Raw genomic sequence first — 23217 nt, forward strand, 5'->3', positions numbered from 1 at the left:
CGCTGCCATGGAAACAACCACTCGTTCCTCCGCCGTCAGGGACGGGCTGGGCGTGGGGCTCGCGGTCGGGCTCTCCGGGCTGGCCTTCGGCGCCGCCGCGGTCACCGCCGGGCTGAGCGTGGCCCAGGCCTGCGTGCTGAGCCTGTTCGCCTTCACCGGCGCCTCGCAGTTCGCGCTGGCCGGGGTCGTGGCGGGCGGCGGCAGTCTCGCCGCGGGCGCGGCGGGCGCGCTGCTGCTCGGCGTCCGCAACGCCCTGTACGGCCTGCGCCTGGCGGACCTGCTCGGCGCCCGCGGCTGGCGACGGCTCCCCGTGGCGCAGGGGGTCATCGACGAGACCACCGCCGTGGCGCTGGCCCAGCCGGACGAGAAGTCGGCCAGGACCGGCTTCCTCGTCACGTTCGTGAGCCTCTACCTCACCTGGAACGCCACCACCCTGCTCGGCGCGCTGGGCACCTCCCGGGTGGCCGACCCGGCGGTGTTCGGCCTGGACGCGGTGGGCCCGGCGACGTTCCTGGCCATCCTGTGGCCCCGGCTGACCGCGAAGGATCCCGAGACCCGGACCCTGCGGGCCGTCGCCGCGGGCGGCGCGGCGGTCGCGCTGGCCGCGGCCCCGTTCGCCCCGCCGGGCGTGCCCGTGCTCCTGGCCGCCGTGCCCGTGCTCGCCCTGGTCCTGAGGAGGCCGCGATGACCCGCCGTACCGCCTGTCCCGGCACGGGCCCGAGGGGAGGCCGCCGATGAGCGTGTGGCAGGCCGTCGTGGCCGTCTGCCTGGGCTGCTACGCGCTGAAACTGGCCGGGCTCTCGGCGCCGCGCCGCGTCCTCGACCACCCGGGCGTTCGGCGCTTCGCCGCGCTGGTCCCGGTGGCCCTGCTGGCGGCGCTGATCGCGGTGCAGTCCTTCACGCACGGCCAGGCCCTGGACCTGGACTGGCCGCGCACCGCGGGGCTGGGGGCCGCCGTGGCGGCGCTGCTGCTGCGCGCGCCGTTCCTGGCGGTCCTCGCGGCGGCGGCCGCCGTCACGGCGCTGCTCCGGCTGGCCGGCCTGTGATCCGGAGACCGGCCCGCCCGCGTTGGCGGCCGGGAACCGCAGCGGTTCGGACCCCGCGGGGCGGGCCGGGGCGCGCCCGTCCCGCCGGACCCCGTGGGCGTCCCCGTCGATGACGCCGGATCCTCAGCGTCCTCCAAGGGCGGTCGCACGGCCATCGAAGATCGTTTTGATGCACTGGGGCCATGGAGAGACTCTCTGCCTCCGTCCTGAGGCACAAGCGACTGGTCATGCTGCTGGCCGTGCTCGCCTTCCTGGTGGGCCTGGGCGCGACCCCGTTCGCGGTCCAGCGGCTCTCCGAGGAGTACGCCCACCCCGGGATGCCCGCCTTCGACGCCAACCGGGAGATCGTCAGGATCTACGGCAACGGCGGCTACCAGCGGCCGTTCGTCCCGGTGGTGGTCCTGCCCGACGGCATGCGGGTGGAGGACCGCAAGGAGGAGATCGGCCGGGCGTTCGCGGCCGTCTCGGCGAAACTGCCCCAGGCCCGCGTGGTCTCCTACGCCGACACCGGTGACGCGCGGCTCGTCGGCGCGGACGGCCGGACCACGTTCGGGCTGGTCTTCCCGGGCACCTACTCCGACGGCAGCCCGCCGGGCGGCGGACTGGGCGAGACGCCCGACGAGAGCCCGGTGATCACCGCGGCGATGTCGTCGGTCCTGCCGCAGGGCAGCACCGTGCGCGTCACCGGCCTGGACACCCTTGCGCCGAGCGTGGACGTGGGCGGCGTGAACGTCCCCTCCAAGATCGCCATCGGTGTGGCCGCCGCCGTGGTGGTGCTGCTCCTGGTCTTCCGCTCGGCCCTGGCCCTCGTGCCGATCCTCATCTCCGTCCTGGCGATCTTCGTGTCGTTCGTCGTGATCCTGCTGCTGACGTTCGTGACGACCGTGCACGACGTGGCGCTGACCACCATGCCCCTGCTCGGCCTGGGCATCGCCGTCGACTACTCGCTGCTGCTGGTGGCCCGGTGGCGGGAGGAGCAGGGCCGCGGGCACCGCGGCGACGAGGCCGTGCACCGGGCGATGCGGGGAGCCGGGCGCGCGGTCCTGTTCAGCGGGACCGCGGTCGCGATCGGCCTGGTGACCATGGTCGTGCTGCCGGTGCCGTTCCTGCGCAGCCTCGGCCTGGCCGGAATGGTCATCGCGGCGGCGAGCGTGGCCGTCACGCTCACCGTGCTCCCGGTCCTGCTCGCCCTCGCCGGGCAGCGCCTGGAGCGCCGGCGCGGCGCGGCGGGGACGCCGACCACGCCGTTCCAGCGGGAGGCGAAGGCCGGGCGCGCCTGGTCCGCCTGGGCCCGCGGGGTCGTACGGCTGCGCTGGCCGGCCGCGCTGCTGACCGGCGGGCTGCTGGTCGCGCTGACCGTCACCGCGCTCGGCGTCGACCTGGGCCTGCCCGAGAGCGGCCACCTGCGCACCTCCGGCCCCGGGCACGAGGGCCTGACCGCGCTGCACGAGGCGGGTGTCCCGGCCGGCTCCATCACCCCGTTCGACACGCTGGTCACCGGCGACCCCGCGGAGGCCGTCGAGCGGATCAAGGGCGTCGAGGGCGTGTCCACCGTACTGGCGCCGGACAACGCGTCCTGGCGGCGGGACGGCACCGCGGTCGTCACCGTGCTGCCGGTCGCGGAGACCGGCGGCGACGCCGGGCAGGAGACCATCACGCGGGTCCGGGAGGCGGCCGGCGCGGGCGTCCGGGTCGGCGGCAACGCCGCGCAGAGCATGGACTTCCAGGCGCACACCTACGGGGCCTTCCCCTGGATGCTCGCGCTGATCGCGCTGGCCACGTTCGTGATGCTGGCGCGGGCGTTCCGGTCCCTGCTGCTGCCGGTCAAGGCGATCGCGCTCAACCTGCTCTCGCTGGGCGCGGTGATCGGGGCCATGGTCCTGCTGTGGCAGTTCGGGTGGGGGACCCGCGAACTGCTCGACATCCAGCCCACCGGCTCGATCGGCGAGTTCGTCCCCTTGACGATCTTCGCCTTCCTGTACGGCCTCAGCATGGACTACGAGGTGTTCATCCTGGCCAGGATGCGGGAGGAGTACGACTCCTCGGGCGACACCGAGCACGCGGTGATCGAGGGCGTGGGCCGTACCGGGCGCCTGGTCACCTCCGCCGCGCTGATCCTGTTCATCTCCTTCGCCGCCCTGGCCATGACCCCCGAACTGGACGTGAAGGTGTTCGCCAGCGGCCTGGCCCTCGGCATCCTGCTGGACGCGACCCTCGTCCGGGGCGTCCTGGTCCCGGCGGTGGTCGCGATGATGGGGCGGTGGAACTGGTGGCTGCCCGCCTGGGCGGCCCGGCCGCTGCGGGTGGAGCCCTCGCCGCTGCGGACCGAGCCGCCCCGGGGGCGGGCGCCCCGAAAGGAGGCGCCGGAGCCGGTCCGCTGACCTCCGCAGGGGCCGGTTCGCACGGATTCCGCCCGAGGACCGGCCCGTACAGCGGATCGCGTGAAAAGCCCGGACTATCCGGGTCGATCCGGGGTAGCGGCAGATCCATGTCCGATTCTCAGGAGCTCATCGGTGACCGGTACCGGCTGCTGGAGCACATCGGCCAAGGGGGCATGGGCACGGTCTGGCGGGCGCGGGACGAGGTGCTCGGCCGCGCCGTCGCGGTCAAGGAGGTCATCCCCTCCCCCGACCTGACGGGCCCCGAACGCGAGGTCTTCACCGTCCGCACCCTCCGGGAGGCGCGCGCCGCCGGGCGGATCGGCCACCCGGGCGTGGCGACGGTCTACGACGTGATCGAGGAGCGCGGGCGGCCCTGGATCGTCATGCAGCTCGTGGACTCCCGGACCCTCGGCGCCGTGATCCGGGAGGACGGCCCGCTGCCTCCCGCCGAGGCGGCCAGGATCGGGCTCGACGTGCTGGGGGCGCTGGTCGCCGCGCACCGCGTGGGAGTGCTGCACCGCGACGTCAAGCCCGACAACGTGCTGCTCGCGACCGACGGCCGGGCCGTACTGACCGATTTCGGCATCGCCGTGCTGGAGGGCGACTCCTCGGTGACCAGGACCGGGGCGCTGATCGGCACCCCGGCCTTCATCGCGCCGGAGCGGGCGCACGGCGGCCCCGCGGAGTTCGCCTCCGACCTGTGGTCGCTCGGCGTGACGCTGTACATGGCGGTCGAGGGGCACTCGCCCTTCCAGCGCGCCCACCCGCTGGCCACGCTCGCCGCGGTCATGCATGAGGCCCCGGCCCCCCTCCGGTTCGCCGGGACCATGGGGCCGGTGGTCTCCGGGCTCCTCCGCAAGGACCCCGCCCGCCGGATGTCCGCCGAGGAGGTGCAGGCGCACCTGGCGGCGATCGTCGCAGGGATCGCGCCGGAACCCACCATGCCCACCGACCTGGCCGCGCTGTCCCCGGTCCCGGCCGCCGCGGCGGTCAACGCGCCGGGAGGGCCGGGCGGGGGACCGCCCGCGGCGGGGGCCCGGGAACTGCCGCCCGCCGGGCCCGGCGGCGGCGCGCCCGGGGCGGCCGGAGCGGTGGCCGGAGCGGCCGCCCCCGGCTCCCGGCGCCGTCCGCTGCTGGCCGCCGCGGCGGCGACGGCTTTCGCGGTCGCCCTCACCGCCGGGGGGATGGCCTGGATCACCTCGAAGTCCGGCGGCACGGTTCCGGCGGGGCCTTCCGCCTCCTCGGTGAGCGTCCCCTCCACCGGGCCGGCGGAGCCGGAGGACCGGGAGGGGACGGGGACCACCGTGGACACCGGTGATCCGCCCGCCGACACCGGCGGGAGCCGTCCTTCCGCCCGGCCGACCTCGGACGGCCGGACGGAGGACGCCCCGGACTCCTCGGGCGGGCCGTCGGAGAAGCCGTCACCGGACGGCTCCGGCGACGGCTCGGACCAGGACTCCGGGAACGGATCCGGAGACGGCTCGGACCAGGACTCCGGGAACGGATCGGGGGACGATCCGGAACAGGACACGGACCAGGGGTCGGGCGACGGCGGCGATCCTCCCGGCCAGGTCGAGCCCGGCAGCGGCCTGAACGCCTCCGGCCCCGGCGCCTCCGGCAGGGGCAAGCCGGGCAAGGGGACGACCGGCAAGCCCGGGAAGGCCTCCAAGGAGACGAAGCGGCGCGGGAAGGCGTAGCGCTCCTCCCCGCGGCGGGCGGCGGCGGGCTACGAGTCGCCGGCGACCGCCTTCAGGGCGTGGGCCAGATCGGCGGGGTAGTCGGTGGTGAAGCTGACCCACTCGCCGGTGGCCGGGTGCTCGAAGGCCAGGGAGACGGCGTGCAGCCACTGCCTGGTGATCCCGAGCCGCGCGGCCAGCGTCGGGTCCGCGCCGTACAGCATGTCGCCGACGCACGGGTGGCGCAGTGCCGACATGTGCACCCTGATCTGGTGGGTCCTGCCGGTCTCCAGCTTGATGTCCAGCAGCGACGCCGCACGGAACGCCTCGATCGTGTCGTAGTGGGTGATCGAGGGCTTCCCTCCGGCGACGACCGCGAACCGGCCGTCGCCGAACGGGTGGCGGTCGATCGGCGCGTCCACGGTGCCGCGCGACGGGTCGGGGTGGCCCTGGACCAGCGCGTGGTAGCGCTTGTCCACCGTGCGCTCCTTGAAGGCCCGCTTGAGGTGGGAGTAGGCGTGCTCGCTCTTGGCCACGACCATCGCGCCGGTGGTGTTGGCGTCCAGGCGGTGCACGATGCCCTGGCGCTCGGCGGCGCCACTGGTGGCCACGCGGTGCCCGGTGCCCAGCAGGCCGCCGATCACGGTGGGACCGGTCCAGCCGGTGGTCGGGTGGGCGGCCACGCCGACGGGCTTGTTGACGACCACGATGTCGTCGTCCTCGTGGACGATCGTCATGCCGGGGATCGGCTCGGGCACCGCGGTGGGCGCGGCGGGCGGGGGCGGCAGGGTGACGTCCAGCCAGGCCCCGCCGTGGACCCGGTCGGACTTGGCCGCGGGTGATCCGTCCACCAGGACGTCGCCCGCGGCGATCAGCTCGGCCGCACGGGTGCGGGAGAGGCCGAACAGGCGGGACAGGGCGGCGTCGAGGCGCTCGCCCTCCAGCCCGTCGGGAACGGGGAGGCTCCGCCGGTCAGCCATCGGTCCTGCGCTCCTTCTGCCCCGTGTCGCGGGTCCCGTCGAGCTGGTAGCCCCGCCAGGCGAGGAAGACCGCGAGGATGCCCCCGCAGACGACCCCCGAGTCGGCGACGTTCCAGACCGGGAAGTGCCCGGGGAAGGTCTCGATGAAGTCGACGACGTGCCCCTGGAACGGCGACGACCGGCCGAAGCCCGACGGGTACCGGAAGATCCGGTCGGTCAGGTTGCCGAGCGCACCGCCGAGCAGCAGGCCGAGGGTGATCGCCCAGGGGAGGCTGCGCAGGTGGCGGGCGGTCCGCAGGATGGCGATCACCACTCCGGACGCGACGATCGTGAAAACGATCGTCATGCCGGTGCCGATGTTGAACGCCGCCCCGGAGTTGAAGATGACCCGCAACTGGAGCAGGTCCGGGATCAGGACGAGCGGTTCCCTGTTCTCCAGGGTCCGCAGCACGATCGTCTTCGTGATCAGGTCCAGAAGGTAGACGACCGGGGCGATCGTCGCGAACACGGCGATCCGCCGCACTCCGCGGGGGGCGGCCGGAGCCTCCCCCCGCTCGGCGTCGCCGGTCAGCGGCGCTCCTCCCGCTGCTTGCAGGCCACGCACAGCGTCGCCCTCGGGAACGCCTGCAGGCGCTCCTTGCCGATCGGCTGGTGGCACGATTCGCACACTCCGTAGGTCCCCGCGTCGATCCGGGCGATCGCTCGCTCGTTCTGCGCGACGAGGTCGCGCGCATTCAGGGTAAGGGCGATCTCACGTTCCCGTTGATATGTCCGGGCTCCAGCGTCGGCCTGGTCGTCTCCTGCGCCGTCCGTGACGTCGTTCGACGCGATCTCCGACTCCGCCCTGGCGATCTCGGCGGTCAGCTCCTCGATCTCCTCGGCCAGTCGCCCGCGGACCTCGCCGAGCTCCTGCGCCGTCCACATCGCGGTGGGACCGTTCTGTGCCGGCACCACCGCGCTGTCGTCTGCGCTCACGGTCGTGGCCATGTCGGCCTCCTCAACTCGATCGGACCCCTGCCAGGGCGGTAAACGGTGCGGGCAGCTTAGGTCGCCCATAACGGATCGGCAAACGCCCCGCTGAGCCCTTTACCAATCCCGTACTATCCCCCCTCTTCTCTCTCATTCCTCCCGGTCTCCGGATATCGGGAAGCCCGGAGCGGGCGATGTGCGTTATCGTTTGAGTCCGCAAGGCGATGACGGGGACGAGTACGTCCGGACTCCCTCGCACGAGCGACCCGGGGGCGGTGCGAGCCCGGGGCGAGGACCGGAGGGAAGATCACCCCTGAGCCGCCGGAAGAACGGCCCCGGCGGGGCCCGGTAGACCCGGCAGCGACCAAAGAAGAGGGCTTCCGCTCCTGCGGAGGCCAAGGAGGGTGGTACCGCGGGACCGCGAGGTCTCGTCCCTCCACGCCACTGCCAGCACCAGCGTGGAGGTCCCGTCCCCGATGTCCGCCCATTTCCGCCCCCTTCCCGCGCAGGTCGACCTGCCCGCGCTCGAACACGAGGTGCTCGGCCGCTGGCGGGACGGCAAGGTCTTCGAGCGCTCGGTCGAGCAGAACGCCGGCGGCCCCACGTGGGTCTTCTACGAGGGCCCGCCCACCGCCAACGGCATGCCCGGCGTCCACCACGTCGAGGCCCGCGTCTTCAAGGACGTCTTCCCCCGCTACAAGTCCATGCAGGGCTACAGCGTGCCCCGCAAGGCCGGCTGGGACTGCCACGGCCTGCCCGTCGAGGTCGGCATCGAGAAAGAGCTCGGCCTGTCCGGCAAGAAGGACATCGAGGCGTACGGCATCGCCGAGTTCAACGCGCGCTGCCGCGAGTCGGTGCTGCGGCACGTGGACGCCTTCGAAGAGATGACCGAGCGGATGGGGTACTGGATCGACCTGTCCCAGGCCTACCGCACGATGGACCCGGCCTACGTCGAGTCCGTCTGGTGGTCGCTCAAAACAATCTTCGACAAGGATCTCCTCTTCCGCGACTTCCGGATCACGCCGTACTGCCCGCGCTGCGGCACCGGCCTGTCCGACCACGAGCTGGGCCAGCCCGGCGGCTACGAGACCGTCTCCAGCCCGTCGGTCTACGTCCGCATGCCGGTCCTGTCCGGCCCGCTGGCCGAGCTCGGCGCCTCGCTGCTGATCTGGACGACCACGCCCTGGACGCTGGTGTCCAACACCGCGGTGGCCGTGCACCCGGAGGTGACCTACGTCGCGGCCCGCCCGGCCGGCTCCGACGAGGTGCTGGTCGTCGCCGCGCCGCTGCTGCACGCCGCGCTGGGCGAGGACGCCGAGGTGCTGGCCACGTTCCAGGGCGCCGAGCTGGAGCGCACCGCCTACTCCCGGCCGTTCGAGCTGGTCGACATCCCCGGCGCGCACTACGTGGTCCTCGGCGACTACGTCACCACCGAGGACGGCACCGGCCTGGTCCACCAGGCGCCCGCCTTCGGCGCCGACGACATGGCGACCTGCAAGCGGTACGGCCTGCCGGTGGTCAACCCGATCGGTCCCGACGGCCGCTTCGGCGACGACGTGCCGCAGGTCGGCGGGCGGTTCTTCAAGGACGCCGACGAGGGCCTGACCGCGGACCTGAAGGAGCGCGGCCTGCTGTACCGGGGCAGCCATTTCGAGCACAGCTATCCGCACTGCTGGCGCTGCCACACCGCGCTGCTGTACTACGCCCTGCCCGCCTGGTACATCCGCACCACCGCGATCAAGGACCAGCTCCTCGCCGAGAACGAGAAGACGAACTGGTTCCCCGAGACGATCAAGTGGGGCCGTTTCGGCGAGTGGCTGCGCAACAACGTCGACTGGTCGCTGTCGCGCTCCCGCTACTGGGGGACCCCGCTGCCGCTCTGGGTCTGCTCCGCGGACGAGTCGCACGTCACCTGCGTCGGCTCGCTGGCCGAGCTGAGCGAGCTGTCCGGTCAGGACGTCTCCGGCCTCGACCCGCACCGCCCCTACGTCGACGACGTCACGCTGCCCTGCCCCTCCTGCGGGGCCGAGGCGCGCCGGGTGCCGGACGTGATCGACGCCTGGTACGACTCGGGCTCGATGCCGTTCGCCCAGTGGGGCGCGCCGCTGGTCAGCGCCGAGATGCTGGAGAAGGCCTACCCGGCGCAGTTCATCTGCGAGGCGACCGACCAGACCCGCGGCTGGTTCTACTCGCTGATGGCGGTCGGCACCCTCGTCTTCGGCCGCTCCTCCTACGAGAACGTGCTCTGCCTCGGCCTGATCCTGGCCGAGGACGGCCGGAAGATGAGCAAGCACCTGGGCAACGTGCTGGAGCCCATCCCGCTGATGGACCAGCACGGGGCCGACGCCCTGCGCTGGTACATGGCCTGCTCCGGCTCCCCCTGGGCGGCCCGCCGGGTCGGCCACGCGGCCCTGGAGGAGATCGTCCGCAAGGTCCTGCTGACCTACTGGAACACCGTCTCGTTCTTCACGCTCTACGCCAACGCCGAGTCCTGGGCGCCGTCCATGATCGGCCAGGCCCCCGAGTACGGCGAGCGCCCGCTGATCGACCGGTGGGCCCTGGCCGAGCTGCACCGGACGGTGGCCGAGGTCACCTCCTCCATGGACGAGTTCGACACCGCCCGCGTGGGGCGGCGGCTGGCCGAGTTCCTCGACGACCTGTCCAACTGGTACGTGCGGCGTTCCCGCCGCCGGTTCTGGTCGGGCGACCTCTCCGCCTTCGCCACCCTGTACGAGTGCCTGGAGACCGTCACCCGGCTGATGGCGCCGGTGGTGCCGTTCATCACCGACCACGTCTGGGACGTGCTCCGCGAGAACGGCAGCCCCGCCTCGGTGCACCTGGCCGCCTGGCCGCAGGTGGACTCCGCCCTGCTGGACCCGGTCCTGTCGGAGCAGATGGCGCTGGTCCGCCGCCTGGTGGAGCTGGGACGCTCGGCCCGCGCCTCCAGCGGGGTCAAGACCCGCCAGCCGCTCGGCCGTGCCCTGGTCGGCGCCCCCGGCTGGCCGGCGCTCTCCGCCGAACTGCGTGAGCTGATCGCCGAGGAGCTCAACGTGCAGGCACTGGAGGACATGTCGGGCATCGAAGCCGATCTGGTCTCCTTCACGGTCAAGCCCAATTTCCGGGCGCTGGGCAAGCGGTTCGGCTCGCAGACCAAGCTGGTGGCCGCCGCCGTCTCCGCCGCCGACCCCGCGGAGCTCGCCCGCGCCCTGCGCGGCGGATCGCCGGTCCCGCTGGACGCCGGCGAGCTGGGGACGGTGGAGCTGACCGCCGAGGACGTGGTCGTCACCGAGCAGCCGAAGTCCGGCTGGGCGGTGGAGACGGGCGCCGTCGACACCGGCACCGGTGAGACCGTCGCCCTCGACCTGGCCATCACCGACGAACTGCGCCGCGCGGGCCTCATCCGCGACGTGATCCGCCTGGTCCAGGAGGCCCGCAAGGCCACCGGGCTGGCCATCACCGACCGGATCGACCTGTGGTGGTCCGCCGGAGACGCCGACCTGGCCGAGGCCCTGCGCGCCCAGGGCGGCGCGGTGGCCGACGAGGTGCTCGCCCTCTCCTTCACGGAGGGCTCCGCCGAGGGCCTCCCGTCCCACCGGGACACCGACCTCGGCCTCACCTTCCAGCTCCGCCGTACCGCCTGACGGCGGGGGAGACAGGAAACGAGAAGGTCCCGGGGATCCGTCCCCGGGACCTTCTTCGTCTCCAGGCCCTGCCGGGCCCCGTCTCCGCGCCGCCACCCGGCGGTCAGTCGCGCGGGCCGCCCTGGCAGACCGAGCAGCCGCTCAGCCCCGCCTCCTCCGCTGCCGCGCGGGACATGCTCTCGACCCCGCCGTCGTCGATCCCGCTGACGAGGGGGCAGTCGGGGTCGTGGAAGCGCCGGGTGCCCACGATGACCTTCACCGTGCCCGGACCGCCGTCATCGGCCTGCGCGGCCGGGACCCCCTCCGGGGACGGGTGCCCGTCGCCGGGCGCCGGTCCCACGGCGGGGATGCCCTCGGGCGGGGTGTCGGTGTCGTCGTCCGTCCCGGTCGCGGCAGACGCGTTCCCGGCGGGCGCGGCGGGTTCCTCCTGTGCTGGCTCCTGCACGGCGGACTCCTGCACGGCGGACTCCTGCACGGCGGACTCCTGCACGGCGGACTCCTGCGCGACGGGGGGTTCCGGCCGCGCAGGCTCCTGCTCGGCGGAGGGCGCCTGGAGGGAGGGTGCCTGCGCGGTGGAGGGCTGCACGGGCGTCTCCCCCGTCTCCGCGGCGGGTCCCCCGGCCTTCACCGGGGTCTCCTCCGGAGCGGGCGCCCCGGTGCTCTCGGACGGCGTCCCCGCCGCCGGGGCGGAGTCGGCCGCTACCGGCTGCCCGGCGCGCCCGGGTGCGGTCTCGGCCGGCTCCACCGGCTCGGCGGTGCTCCCCCGGGCCTCCGGGCTCGCCTGTCCTTCGAGAGCGGGTTCCGCCACGGCCCCGGAGGCGATCTCCACAGTCCCGGAAGCGGTCTCCACGGCCCCGGAGGCGGTCTCCTCGGTCCCGGAAGCCTCCACGGTCCCGGAAGCGGTATCCAGGACCTCGGAGGCGGTCTCCGCGGCGGGTTCCCGGACTCCGCCTCCCGGCTCCGGAGCCGGGGGCTCGGAACGGTCGGGCCCGGCCGCGGGCTCCGGTTCGGGCGACGGCACGGGCGCCGCAGGGGCGATGTCCCGGCTGAACCAGCTGGTGGCCGCGGAGTCCTCCGTGCTCCGGGCGGACGGCGCCGGAGCCTGGACGGGGAACGCGGGCGCGGCGGACGCACCCGGCGGAGGGCCGGACGCTTCCCGGCGCTGGGACGGCTCCGGAGGCCGCGACGGCTCCGGAGATCGGGGCGGCTCCGGGCGCTCGGGAGGCCCCTGCGGGTCCCGCTCCGGCGCGGACTCCTGGACGTACGGCCGGGCGACCGGAACGGCGGGCCCCTGGGCGTCCGCCGAGGAGGCGGGCGGCCGGACGGCCGGCGGGGCGGCCGCCTGAGGTGCGGGCCCTCCGGTTCCGGGCGGGACGGGCTGCGCGGGACCGGACTCCCGGAGAGCGGCGGGGACGGGCTGCGCGGGCGCCGGCGGAGGAGCGGAGACCGGAACGCCCCTCGTCGGGCCGACGGGCCCGTAGGGAGGGCTGAAGCGGGCGGTGGCCTCGTGGGCGGCCGGCTCGTCGGCCGCGGCGGGGCCGGACTCCTTGAAGGCCTGGGGCCGGGCGGGTTCCGGCGCCTCCGGAGAGGCGTCCTGCGCCGCGGGGGTGAGCTCGGGCAGGCAGGTGGTGCAGGGCGTGAAGCCCTCCTCCCGCGCCTCCTCCTGCGTGAGCTCCTCGTGGTCCCGGCCCGCCAGTTGGCGGCATCCGGCCAGGTGGTAGCGCCTGCGGCCGGGAATCACCAGCACGATCGAGTCCCCGTCCAGAGGTCCCTGCCGGGCGGCGGGGGCCGGATGGGGCCGGGTGGCGGCGGGCGCCTGGCGGCGCACGTCGTGCGGTGCCGCCGGGGGCGGGCCCGCCGGAGCCTGGTGCTGGTGGGGTGCCGCCTGGTGCTGGTGGGGTGCCGTGGTGGGTGCGGACAGCGGCGGCCCCGCCGGCACCGGTCCCTGGTAGGGGAACGGCGGAGCGGCCCCGGCGCGCCCTCCGCCGGGGAACAGCTCATGGCGGCGCAGCAACGCCCCGATCACCAGGAAGACCGCGGACAGCACACTGACCGCGATCGACCACATGACCAGGAACGGTTCGGCGAGCACGACTCCCACGATGAGCAGGACGACGGCAGTCAACACCAGACCAGCGCTGACGATGATCACAGAGGAACTCCCGGCTACGGGTCAGAGGGAATGACCCGGCACCTTAACGACGGTCGTTGTGCGGACCGTCGGCGCCCTGGAAGGCGCCAGGGTGCTGCGGCTCTCCGCCGAACGGGTTGGCGGGGCCGGCCTGGAGGGGCGGCTGCACGCCGGGAGCGCCCGCGTGGGACATGGCCGGAGGGCCGCCCACCGGACCGCCCACGATCGGGAAGCCCCCGCTGCTCTCGGCTGCGACGTTCAGCTCGGCGAGCTGGTTCTCCAGGTAGAGCTTGAGGCGGCTGCGGTACTCCCGCTCGAAGCTGCGCAGCTCCTCGACCTTGCGCTCGAGCTCGTCGCGGTTCTGCACCAGCGAGCCCATGGCCTGGCGGTGCCGCTCCTGCGCGTCGCGCTCCAGCGTCTCGGCCCGGGCGCGGGCGTCGCCGATGACCTGCTCGGCCTGGCGGCGGGCCTTGCCGAGGATGTCGTCGGCCTCGCGGCGGGCCCGGGTCACCGTCTCGTCCGCCTCCCGGCGGGCGTCGGCGATCGCCTGGTCGGCCGTCTGCTGGGCCAGGGCGAGCACGCGGGCCGCGGTGTCCATGTTGTCCTCGGCGGGCGGCATGCCCATGCCGACGGGGACCGGCTGCTGCTGCACCGGCTCGGGAGCGCGCATCGGCTCCGGCTGCGGCGGCATCATCATCTCGGGCTTGGGCTGCTCGGAGACGGGGGCCGTCATGGCCATGCCCATCCCTCCGGGCACCTTGCCCCGCATGCACTCCGCCAGCTTGGCGCGGAGCTCCTCATTCTCCTGGATCAGCCGGTCCAGCTCGGACTCGACCTCGTCGAGGAAGGCGTCGACCTCCTCCTCGTCGTAGCCTGGCCTGAGCCGGGTCGTACTGAACTGCTTGTTCCGCACATCAGCGGGTGTCAGCGGCATTTTTCGGTCTCCTTGGCGCGCTTGGAGTCTGTCCGGAGGGACGGTACCCGATCAACGAGGTTGAAGCGCGGACACGAGTTGGATCAAGACCAAGACCACAATGAAGAGCACTGTGAAGCTTAGGTCAAAGGCAACCGTACCCAACCGGAGTGGCGGAATGAAACGGCGGAGGAACTTGAGAGGTGGGTCGGTGACCGTGTAGACGGCCTCCGCCAGGACCAGGACGACCCCCTGGGGGTGCCACTGACGTGCGAAGGCCTGCACCGTCTCAAAGATCATTCTGCCGATCAGCAGAACCAGGTAGAGGGACAGGACGAAGACCAGGATCCCGCTAACGATCTCCACGCTGTTGTCCTGCCTCCGTCCTGGTCCGCGGCCCCCGGGAGGACGGGGTGGGCTTCGACTCGATGTGCATAGTGGAACTCTAACTCTGGTTGAAGAACCCGCGTTCCGCGATTCGGGCCTTGTCCTCGGCGGTCACCTCGACATTGGCAGGGGACAACAGGAACACCTTGTTGGTAACACGTTCGATGCTCCCGTGTAGGCCAAAGACGAGACCTGCCGCGAAATCGACGAGCCTCTTGGCGTCGCTGTCAACCATCTCCGTCAGGTTCATGATGACCGGAGTGCCGTCGCGGAAGTGCTCCCCGATCGTCCGCGCCTCGTTGTAGGTGCGGGGATGGAGGGTCGTGATGCGCGCCAGATCGGTCGTACGGCGCTCCAGAACGGCCGTTGCGGGCCGCGGAGCGGGCACCCCTGGATCGGTGTCGTCCTCGCGGTCGTGGACCGCGCCAGGACGCTCTTCGCCTCCGCGCCCGGAGCCGTCGAACTCGTCGTACTCGTCATCGGAGTAGGCGTCGTATCTCTCGTAGCGGTCGTCCTCCACAAGACCGAGGTAGACCGCCATCTTGCGCATCGCGCTGGCCATCGCTACTTCTTCCTCCGCCTTAACTCCGATTGACTCGAGGTGGCAGCCGTCCCCCCTTGGAGCTCACCGCCGATCGGCCACTGTCCGGATCACGTGAACGCCAAGGTCCACGTGGAGGGACATTACCTGACGAAGGGCTTCCGGCGGCCGAGCAACGCCGTACCGACGCGGAGGTGTGTCGCCCCGTTCGCCACGGCCTCGGACATATCACCGCTCATGCCCGCGGAGATGACGTCGGCCCCGGGGTGGGCCTCCCGTACGGCCTGCGCTATCTCCCGCAGGCGCGCGAACGCCCTGCCGGGCTCCTCGCCCAGCGGCGCCACCGCCATCACCCCGCCCAGCCGGAGCCCGGGGGCACCGGCCACGGCGTCGGCCACGGCGGCCACGTCCGCCGGCCGCGCGCCGCCCCTGCGGGGGTCGCCGTCCAGCGCGACCTGGACCAGGCAGGTGATCTCGCGCCCGGCCCTGACCGCCTCCTGCCCGAGCGCGGCGACCAGGCGCGGCCGGTCCACCGAGTGCACGACGTCGGCATAGCCCGCCACGGAACGGACCTTGTTGGTCTGCAACTGGCCGACGAAGTGCCAGGTCAGCCCGAGGCCCGCGCACTCGCGCGCCTTGACGGCCGCCTCCTGGTCGCGGTTCTCCCCCACGTCCCGCACTCCGAGCCCGGCCAGGAGCCGCACGTCGGAGGCGGGATAGGTCTTGCTCACCGCGACGAGGGTCAGCTCCTCGCGGGTCCGGCCGGAGGCCCGGCACGCCTCGGCGATCTGCGCCTCGACTCCGGCCAGACCGGCCGCGATCTCATCTCGTCGTGTTTCTTCCGTCACGTCCCCGCCGCCCGAATACTGACAAACCGGCGGAACCCATTCTCGCGGTCACGGCAGGACGGACCGTCACCCGCCCCTCCGTGATCAATGTCACTTCAGGAAGTCGGGCACGTCCAGCTCGTCATCCTCCTCGAAGACCACCCGGCCCGACCCGCGGGACGCGGTGGGGAACCGGACGGAGACGGGAGACGGCTGCGGCGGCTCGGGCGTCGGCCGGGGGATCGACACCGGCGGGGCCGGAGGCTCCTCCGGCCGCTGCTCCGCCGCCTGCTCCGGCGGCTGGACCGGCTGCGGCGCGGGTGTCGCCTCCGCCACCGGGGCGGGGGCCGGGGCGACCGGAGGCGGGGAGGCCGCCGGGCGCACCGGCGGAGGCGGCGCGGCCTTCGGCTCCGGCCGGTGCTCGCTCTTCACCGCAGGCGCCGCCGGGCGGGCGGGCGGGGCCGCGGGAGGCGGGCTCGCCGGCCGGGACACCGGCGGGCGCCCCACCGCCTGCGGAGGAGCCGCCGCCTTGCCGTTCGCGGGCGGGTCGTCGAACCCGGCCGCGATCACCGTGACCCGCACCTCGTCGCCGAGCGCGTCGTCGATGACCGTGCCGAAGATGATGTTGGCGTCCGGAGCCGCCGCGTTGGAGACGAGCTGGGCCGCCTCGTTGATCTCGAACAGGCCGAGGTCGGAGCCGCCCGCGATCGAGAGCAGCACGCCGTGCGCGCCGTCGATGCTGGCCTCCAGCAGCGGACTGGAGACCGCCATCTCCGCCGCCGCCACCGACCGGTCGTCGCCGCGCGCGTGGCCGATGCCCATCAGCGCCGAACCCGCGTCGGACATGACCGACTTCACGTCGGCGAAGTCGAGGTTGATCAGGCCCGGGGTCGTGATGAGGTCCGTGATGCCCTGGACACCCGAGAGCAGCACCTGGTCGGCCGCCTTGAAGGCGTCCAGCACGCTCACCTGGCGGTCCGAGATCGACAGCAGCCGGTCGTTCGGGATCACGATGAGGGTGTCGACCTCCTCGCGCAGGGTCTCGATGCCCGCCTCCGCCTGCATCGCCCGGCGCCTGCCCTCGAAGCTGAAGGGCCGGGTCACCACGCCGATGGTCAGGGCGCCGAGGGACCGCGCGATGTTCGCGACCACCGGGGCGCCTCCGGTGCCCGTGCCACCGCCCTCACCGGCGGTGACGAACACCATGTCGGCGCCCTTGATGACCTCCTCGATCTCCTCGCGGTGGTCTTCGGCGGCCTTCCGGCCGACCTCGGGGTTGGCCCCCGCGCCGAGACCGCGGGTGAGCTCGCGCCCGACATCCAGCTTGACGTCGGCGTCACTCATGAGCAGCGCCTGGGCGTCGGTGTTGATGGCGATGAACTCGACGCCCTTGAGTCCCTCCTCGATCATCCGGTTGACGGCGTTGACTCCGCCTCCGCCAATTCCAACAACCTTGATGACCGCGAGGTAGTTCTGCGGTGCTGCCACGACGAGGGGCCTTTCCGCTCGTTGACTTGCAATTTCATGCGGCACGGGGCCGTGCCGTCGTTTTCTTAACCCTCAACCTCAAGTTGAGATTTAGATTTATGTCAACCTGAGGATTGATACGGACAGTAGGAGCAACGCTCCGGGCGGGTCAACTAACCGCGCCGCAAGCACGTCCGGCGTGTCGCGGCCTGTCCTTTTCGCGAGACGTCCGGCAGGGCGCCCGGAGACCGCCCCTCCGGGCGTCACGGTCACTTCACCGTCACGACGTCCGGCGAGCTCACATCATAGATGTCCGCGGGGCGGCCCAGCAGGGCGGACAGGACCCGGGCCTTGTCCGCGGGGCGGTCCGGACCGCCCCACACCACCGATCTGCCGTCCCTCAGGCGCAGTGAGACCGTCTCCGCGGAAGGTGCGAGCACCTCGGCGACCCGGAAGGCCAGCTCCTCCGGGAGCGCGCCCACCACGGCCAGTGCCGCCGCGGTCGCCGGATCCCCCGGCCCGGGACGGTTCAGGCGCAGCACGGGCAGGGCCGGCGGCGCGGCGCCCTTCATCTCGATCACCACACCGTGCCGGTCCACCAGGGCGAAGGCGCCGCCCACCGGCAGCACCGCCATCGGCGTCCGCTCCACGACCTCGACCACCAGCGTGCCGGGCCAGCTCCGGCTGACCCGCGCCGACTCGATCCGCCTGATCCGCGCGATCCGGCCCTCGACCTCGGCGGCGTCCACGGTGGCCAGGGGTTTGCCGTCGGCGACCCCCGTCGCCTGCCGGATCTGCTCGGCGGGCACGTCGAAGTTGCCCGCCACCCGGATCTCCCGGACCCCGAGCACGGGTGAGACGAACACCAGCCAGGCCGCCGTACCGACGACCCCGGCGGTGAGCAGTCCCAGGAAGGCCGTCCGCCATGCCCTGCCTGCGGCGGCGCTGCGCGTCACCGGGCGGCCAGCTCCGCGACGATCAAGGGACCCAGCTCGGTCACGTCCCCCGCTCCCATGGTCAGGACGATGTCACCGGGCCTGGCCCGGCCGGCCACCAGGGCGGCCACGGCCTCACGCCGGGGGGCGTACTCGACCCGTTCGGGCGGGAGCGGCACCTTGCCCGCCACCAGCGCGCCGGAGACCCCGGGTTCGGGATCCTCCCTGGCCCCGTAGACGTCCAGGACCACGGCCTCGTCCGCCAGGCCCAGGGCGGCGCCGAACTCGTCGGCGAAGAACCTGGTGCGCGAGTAGAGGTGCGGCTGGAAGACCGCGATGACCCGGCCCGATCCGGAGAAGGAGGCCACCACGTCCCGCGCCGCCCGCAGGTCGGCGGCGAGCTCGGTCGGGTGATGGGCGTAGCTGTCGAAGACCGCCACCCCCCCGGCCTCCCCCTTGGCCTCGAAGCGCCGCTTGGCGCCGGTGAAGGCGGCCAGGCCGTCGCGGATCTCCTCGAAGGACACTCCCAGCTCCGCCGCCACCGCGATGACGGCGGCGGCGTTGAGCGCGTTGTGCCTGCCCGGCACCGCCAGCCTGACCTCCCCCCGGCCGCGGACCGAGAAGGAGATCCCCATGCCCTCCGGGGAGATCCCGCTCACCTGCAGGTCCGCGCCCTCGGCCTCGCCGTACGTGACGACCTTCAGTCCGCGGGCACGGGCGATCGGCACGAGCGCCGCGGAACCGGCGTCGTCGGCGCAGACCACCAGGCAGGTGCCGATCCGCTCGACGAAACGGGCGAAGCTGTCGTAGACCGCGCGCGGATCCCCGTAGTTGTCGAGGTGGTCCGGCTCGACGTTGGTCACCACCGCGATGTCCGGGGCCAGCATGAGGAAGGAGCCGTCGCTCTCGTCGGCCTCGGCGACGAACACCTTGCCCGTGCCCTCGTCGGCCCCCAGACCGGTGGTGACCAGCTGGCCGCCGACGCAGTAGGACGGGTCGGCGCCGCACCGCTGCAGCGCCACGGTCAGCATCGAGGTGGTGGTGGTCTTGCCGTGCGTACCCGCCACCGCGACCGCGGACCGGCCCGCCATGACCGAGGCGAGCGCGGCGGCCCGGGGGATCACCCTGAGCCCCTGCCGGAGCGCCTCGCCCAGCTCGGGGTTGGAGTCGCGGATCGCGGTCGAGACCACGACGGTGTCCACGTTCTTGATGTTCGAGGCGGCGTGGCCGATGTGCACGACCCCGCCCAGCTCACGCAGGGCGGTCACCATCTCCGAGCCGCGGGCGTCGCTCCCGGAGACCGGGACCCCCCGCTTCAGCAGGATCCTCGCGATGCCGGACATCCCGGCACCGCCGATCCCGATGAAGTGCACCCGCCCGAGCTCCTCGGCCGCGACCGGCTCCACCAGTTTGACGAGGCTCATCGGCCGCTCACCACTCCATCGCTCACCGCGCGGCCGGTCCCGGCCCCCGGCCCGCCGCTCCGGTCGCACCGGAGCCCACCGCACCGGGCCCGCCGCCCGCTCATCGGCTTCCTCCCTGCGCCGCGATCTGGAGCACCTTCCGGGCGAGGGTCACGTCGGCGTCCTTGCGGCCCATCCGGGCCGCCGCCTCCGACATCGCGACCACCCGCTCGGGGTCGGCCAGGATCGGCAGCACGTTCCGGACGATCCACTCGGGGGTCAGGTCGGCGTCGTCGACCATGATCCCTCCGCCCGCCTGCACGATCGGCGCGGCGTTGAGCCGCTGCTCGCCGTTGCCGTGCGGGAGGGGGATGTAGGCCGCGGGCAGACCCACCGCGGTCATCTCTGCGCACGTCATGGCGCCGCTGCGGCACAGGGCGAAGTCGGCCGCGGCGTAGGCCAGGTCCATCCGGTCGACGTACTGCAGCACGACGTACTGGGGGTCGCCGGGGGGCGGCTCCTGCTCCAGCGTGTTCTTCGGGCCGATGACGTGCAGCACCTGGATGCCGGCCTGGCGCAGCGCCGGGGCGGCGGCCAGGGCCGCCCGGTTGAGCGAGCGCGCTCCCTGGGATCCGCCCGTGACCAGAAGGGTGGGCAGGTCGGCCTCCAGACCGAACCAGGAACGCGCCTTGTCGCCGGTGGACAGCCGGTCCAGCCCGACGATCTCGCGGCGGAGCGGGATCCCGACGTACTCCGCCCGGGCCAGGGGGGTGTCCGGGTGGCCGGTGAACACGTGGTCGGTCAGGCGCGCGCCGAGCCGGTTGGCCAGGCCCGGGCGGGGGTTGGCCTCGTGCACCACGATCGGCACGCCGCGCCGCCGGGCGGCCAGGTAGGCGGGGGTCGCCACATAACCGCCGAAGCCGACCAGGACGTCGGCCTGGACCCGGTCCATGATCTGCGCGGCCGTGCTGATGGCGCCGGCCAGGCGGCCGGGCACGGTCAGCAGCTGGGGGGTTATCGCGCGGGGCAGCGGCACGGCGGGCACGAGCTGCAGCTCGTATCCCCTGGCGGGGACCAGCCGCGTCTCCAGGCCCCGCTCGGTGCCCAGGCAGGTGATCCCGATGTTCGGATCCAGCTGCCGCAGCGCGTCGGCCAGGGCCAGCGCCGGTTCGATGTGCCCGGCCGTCCCGCCGCCGGCGAGGACCACTCTCACCAGATCGGTCCTTTCGCTCTCGTCGTCAAACTCGTCGTCTTGCGCGGCCCGGCCGCCGGGTCGGTCCCGGGGCTCGCAGGCCAAGCCAGCTTAGAGCCCGCGCCGCCGGTCCGGGGCCACGGGCGGCGAGAGCCTCCCGCGCACCCGGCTCGTGCTTGGCGAACGACAGCAGCATGCCGAGTGCGGCGAGGGTCGGCAACAGCGCGGAACCGCCGTAGGAGACCAGCGGCAGCGGGATGCCGGTGATGGGCAGCACCCCGATCACCGCGCCGATGTTGACCAGGGCCTGGCCGGCGATCCAGGCGATCGCGGCGGCCGAGGCGAGCCGGACGAACGGGTCCCTCACCCGGGTGGCGACCCTCAGTCCGGCGTAACCGAGCAGGCCGAACAGGGCGATCACGACGAGCGTGCCCATCAGGCCGAGCTCCTCGCCGAGGATGGCGAAGATGAAGTCGCTCTCGGCGTGCGGGAGCCAGCTCCACTTCTGCCGGCTCGATCCCAGGCCGAGCCCGAACCAGCCGCCGCTGCCCATCGCGATCTGCCCCTGGACCGCCTGGTAGCCCGTCCCGTCGGCGTTGGCCCACGGGTTGAGCCAGCCCTCGATGCGGTCCGAGCGGTAGCCCTCGGTGGTGATCATCACGATGGTGGCGAGCGTCGCCGTCGCGAGGATCCCGCCGAACAGCTTCAGCGGCGCGCCCACCACCCACAGCAGCGCCAGGAAGATCGCCATCAGGACGATCGTGGTGCCGAGGTCGCTGCCCAGCATCACCAGGATGGCCATGAGCGCGGTGCCCGGCATCAGCGGGATGAACAGGTTGCGCCACTCGATCGTCCCGTTGCGGGCCCGGCGGGCCAGCAGGTCGGCGCCCCACAGCACCAGCGCGAACTTGGCCGGCTCCGAAGGCTGCACGGTGAGCTCGCCGATGTAGATCCAGCGCTGCGCGCCCAGCTCCTCGTCGCCGATGAAGAAGACCAGGACCAGCCCCAGGGCCGCCAGGGCCATGAGCGGGTAGCCGGCCTGCCGGAAGAACCTGATGGGCAGCCGGGAGCAGATCCACATCAGCAGCAGGCCCAGGATCATCGAGATGAGCTGCCGGCCGAAGAGCGCGAAGGCCGACTCCCTGGTCTGGAGCGCCTCGATGCTGGAGGCCGACAGGACCATCATCAGGCCCAGGGCCATCAGCAGCGCGCTGACGCCCAGGAGCAGGTGGTAGGAGAACAGGGGGCGTTCCAGCAGCTCGCGCAGGCGCGCGAGGCGGCCCTTGAGGGGGGCGGGCTCGCGCGTCCGGCCGGCCGTCTCAGCGGTCACCCCTCACCCCGCCCGGTCTCCCCTGCCGCGAGGCGGTGGACGGCCCGGGCGAACGCCTCCCCCCGGGCCGGGTATCCGGTGAACATGTCCAGGGAGGCGCCCGCCGGGGCCAGCAGCACGGTGTCTCCGGGGGTCGCGAGCCTGGCGGCTTCGGTGACGACACGGTCCATGACCCCAGTGTCCTGCCCGGCCACCTCGACCACCGGGACATTCTCGGCGTGTCGCGCCAGGGCCCGCCGGATCCGCTCCCGGTCGGCGCCCAGGAGCACCGCGCCGCGCAGCCGGGGGGCGGCCTGCCGTACCAGCTCGTCCACGTCGGCGCCCTTGAGCTGCCCGCCCGCCACCCAGACGATCGCGGGGTAGGCGGCCAGCGAGGCGGCGGCGGCGTGCGGGTTGGTGGCCTTGGAGTCGTCGACGTAGTCGACCTCGGCGACCCGGGCGACGTGCGCGATCCGGTGCGGGTCGGGCACGAAGTCCCGCAGGCCCTGCCGTACGGCCCCGCAGGGCACCCCGTGGGCCCTGGCCAGGGCGGCGGCGGCGAGCGCGTTGGCCACGTTGTGCGGGGCGAAGGGCCGCACGTCCTCCAGCGAGGCGAGCTCCTCGGCGGTGCGGACGGGGTCGTCGGTGAACGCCCGGTCCACCAGCAGGTCCTCCACCACGCCGAGCTGCCCGGGCGCGGGCGTGCGCAGCGTGAAGCCGACCGCGCCCGGGTACGGCGCGGCCAGGCGGGCCGACCACTCGTCGTCGGCGTTGTAGACGACCGTCCCGGCCCGGGCGAAGATCTCCCCCTTGGCGCGCGCGTACTCCTCCATGGAGCCGTGCCAGTCGAGGTGGTCGGGGGCGACGTTGAGCACCGCGGCGGCGCGCGGGGCGACGGTGGGCGCGCGGTGCAGCTGGAAACTGGACAGCTCCACCGCCAGCACGTCGTACGGCCCGGCGACCGCCTCCACGACCGGCACGCCCACGTTGCCGACGGCGAGCGCCTTGTGGCCGGCCGCCGCCAGCATCGAGGTGAGCATCCGCACCGCGGTGGTCTTGCCGTTGGTGCCGGTCAGCGCCAGCCACGGCGCCGCGCCCTCGGGGCGCAGCCGCCAGGCCAGCTCGACCTCGCCGATCACCTCGACCCCGGCCCCGGCCGCGGCCACCAGCAGCGGGTGGTGCGGCGGCCAGCCGGTGGCGACGACGAGCGAGGTGCCCTCGGGCAGTTCGGAGGGCTCTCCGAAGCGGACCTCGACGCCCGCCGCGGCGAGTCCGGCGGCCACCGCGCGCTGCCGCTCGCCGTCCCCGCCCTCCAGGACCACCACCCGCTCGCCCCGGCCCGCCAGCAGGCGGGCGGCGGCGGCGCCGGACACTCCGGCGCCCAACACACAGATCATTCGAACGACAGGTCCTTACTCG

The 23217-nt window shown here is 73.4% G+C and carries 19 protein-coding genes; 5 read left to right on the forward strand and 14 right to left on the reverse strand.

Translation table 11 applies throughout. The features are described 5' to 3' along the window. Positions 1-7: 7 nt before the first annotated feature. The 4 genes from FHS22_RS20195 to FHS22_RS38985 all read left to right on the forward strand — a co-directional run bounded on the left by FHS22_RS20195 (position 8) and on the right by FHS22_RS38985 (position 5124). Positions 8-688 carry an AzlC family ABC transporter permease gene (locus FHS22_RS20195; protein ID WP_184943787.1) on the forward strand — a complete coding sequence of 227 codons (681 nt, stop codon included), beginning with the start codon at positions 8-10 and terminating at the stop codon, positions 686-688. A gap of 46 nt (positions 689-734) precedes the next feature. After that, positions 735-1046: an AzlD domain-containing protein gene (locus FHS22_RS20200; protein ID WP_184943788.1), complete on the forward strand. Its 312-nt coding sequence runs from the start codon at positions 735-737 to the stop codon at positions 1044-1046. 182 nt (positions 1047-1228) lie between these two features. Next, positions 1229-3427: an MMPL family transporter gene (locus tag FHS22_RS20205; RefSeq protein WP_221473851.1), complete on the forward strand. Its 2199-nt coding sequence runs from the start codon at positions 1229-1231 to the stop codon at positions 3425-3427. Between the two features lie 107 nt (positions 3428-3534). Then, positions 3535-5124, forward strand: a complete 1590-nt coding sequence (locus FHS22_RS38985) for a serine/threonine-protein kinase (RefSeq protein ID WP_275955167.1) — start codon at positions 3535-3537, stop codon at positions 5122-5124. Positions 5125-5153: 29 nt separating this feature from the next. On the opposite strand, the gene FHS22_RS20215 is transcribed toward FHS22_RS38985, so the two are convergent. The 3 genes from FHS22_RS20215 to FHS22_RS20225 are packed head-to-tail and all read right to left on the reverse strand — an operon-like array spanning position 5154 to position 7058. After that, positions 5154-6083, reverse strand: a complete 930-nt coding sequence (locus FHS22_RS20215; RefSeq protein ID WP_184943789.1) for an RluA family pseudouridine synthase — start codon at positions 6081-6083, stop codon at positions 5154-5156. Beyond that, positions 6076-6687: a signal peptidase II gene (locus FHS22_RS20220; RefSeq protein WP_338047846.1), complete on the reverse strand. Its 612-nt coding sequence runs from the start codon at positions 6685-6687 to the stop codon at positions 6076-6078. The genes FHS22_RS20215 and FHS22_RS20220 overlap by 8 nt, the downstream gene beginning before the upstream one ends. After that, entirely contained in the window at positions 6651-7058 is a 408-nt protein-coding gene (locus FHS22_RS20225) for a TraR/DksA family transcriptional regulator (protein ID WP_377296705.1), read from the reverse strand. Before FHS22_RS20225 ends, FHS22_RS20220 begins: the two co-directional genes overlap by 37 nt. Before the next feature lie 470 nt (positions 7059-7528). Here FHS22_RS20225 and ileS point away from each other — a divergent pair, with 470 nt between their 5' ends. Next, entirely contained in the window at positions 7529-10693 is a 3165-nt protein-coding gene (ileS, locus tag FHS22_RS20230) for an isoleucine--tRNA ligase (RefSeq protein WP_184943851.1), read from the forward strand. A gap of 103 nt (positions 10694-10796) precedes the next feature. Here ileS and FHS22_RS20235 read toward each other — a convergent pair whose 3' ends face one another. The 11 genes from FHS22_RS20235 to murD form a co-directional block, all read right to left on the reverse strand. Further along, entirely contained in the window at positions 10797-12845 is a 2049-nt protein-coding gene (locus tag FHS22_RS20235) for a hypothetical protein (protein ID WP_184943791.1), read from the reverse strand. Positions 12846-12888: 43 nt separating this feature from the next. After that, positions 12889-13758 carry a DivIVA domain-containing protein gene (locus FHS22_RS20240; protein ID WP_184943792.1) on the reverse strand — a complete coding sequence of 290 codons (870 nt, stop codon included), beginning with the start codon at positions 13756-13758 and terminating at the stop codon, positions 12889-12891. A 51-nt stretch (positions 13759-13809) separates the two neighbouring features. Next, on the reverse strand, positions 13810-14103 hold the full coding sequence (locus tag FHS22_RS20245; RefSeq protein WP_184943793.1) for a YggT family protein: 294 nt from the start codon (positions 14101-14103) through the stop codon (positions 13810-13812). Between the two features lie 79 nt (positions 14104-14182). Then, positions 14183-14686, reverse strand: a complete 504-nt coding sequence (locus tag FHS22_RS20250) for a cell division protein SepF (RefSeq protein WP_184943794.1) — start codon at positions 14684-14686, stop codon at positions 14183-14185. A 122-nt stretch (positions 14687-14808) separates the two neighbouring features. Then, on the reverse strand, positions 14809-15513 hold the full coding sequence (locus FHS22_RS20255; protein ID WP_184943795.1) for a YggS family pyridoxal phosphate-dependent enzyme: 705 nt from the start codon (positions 15511-15513) through the stop codon (positions 14809-14811). 90 nt (positions 15514-15603) lie between these two features. Further along, positions 15604-16980: a cell division protein FtsZ gene (gene ftsZ / locus FHS22_RS20260; protein ID WP_184943796.1), complete on the reverse strand. Its 1377-nt coding sequence runs from the start codon at positions 16978-16980 to the stop codon at positions 15604-15606. Positions 16981-17228: 248 nt separating this feature from the next. Continuing rightward, positions 17229-17915, reverse strand: coding sequence for a cell division protein FtsQ/DivIB (locus FHS22_RS20265; RefSeq protein ID WP_184943797.1), 687 nt, complete (start codon positions 17913-17915; stop codon positions 17229-17231). After that, positions 17912-19318: a UDP-N-acetylmuramate--L-alanine ligase gene (gene murC / locus FHS22_RS20270; RefSeq protein ID WP_184943798.1), complete on the reverse strand. Its 1407-nt coding sequence runs from the start codon at positions 19316-19318 to the stop codon at positions 17912-17914. The genes FHS22_RS20265 and murC overlap by 4 nt, the downstream gene beginning before the upstream one ends. 100 nt (positions 19319-19418) lie before the next feature. Then, positions 19419-20510, reverse strand: a complete 1092-nt coding sequence (murG, locus tag FHS22_RS20275; protein ID WP_184943799.1) for an undecaprenyldiphospho-muramoylpentapeptide beta-N-acetylglucosaminyltransferase — start codon at positions 20508-20510, stop codon at positions 19419-19421. 25 nt (positions 20511-20535) lie between these two features. Beyond that, on the reverse strand, positions 20536-21819 hold the full coding sequence (ftsW, locus tag FHS22_RS20280) for a putative lipid II flippase FtsW (RefSeq protein WP_184943800.1): 1284 nt from the start codon (positions 21817-21819) through the stop codon (positions 20536-20538). Then, on the reverse strand, positions 21816-23195 hold the full coding sequence (murD, locus tag FHS22_RS20285) for a UDP-N-acetylmuramoyl-L-alanine--D-glutamate ligase (RefSeq protein ID WP_184943801.1): 1380 nt from the start codon (positions 23193-23195) through the stop codon (positions 21816-21818). The genes ftsW and murD overlap by 4 nt, the downstream gene beginning before the upstream one ends. Positions 23196-23217: the final 22 nt, after the last annotated feature.

Origin of the sequence: Thiemannella venezuelensis (assembly GCF_014203605.1) — a bacterium.
Lineage (GTDB): Bacteria > Actinomycetota > Actinomycetes > Streptosporangiales > Streptosporangiaceae > Planomonospora_A > Planomonospora_A venezuelensis.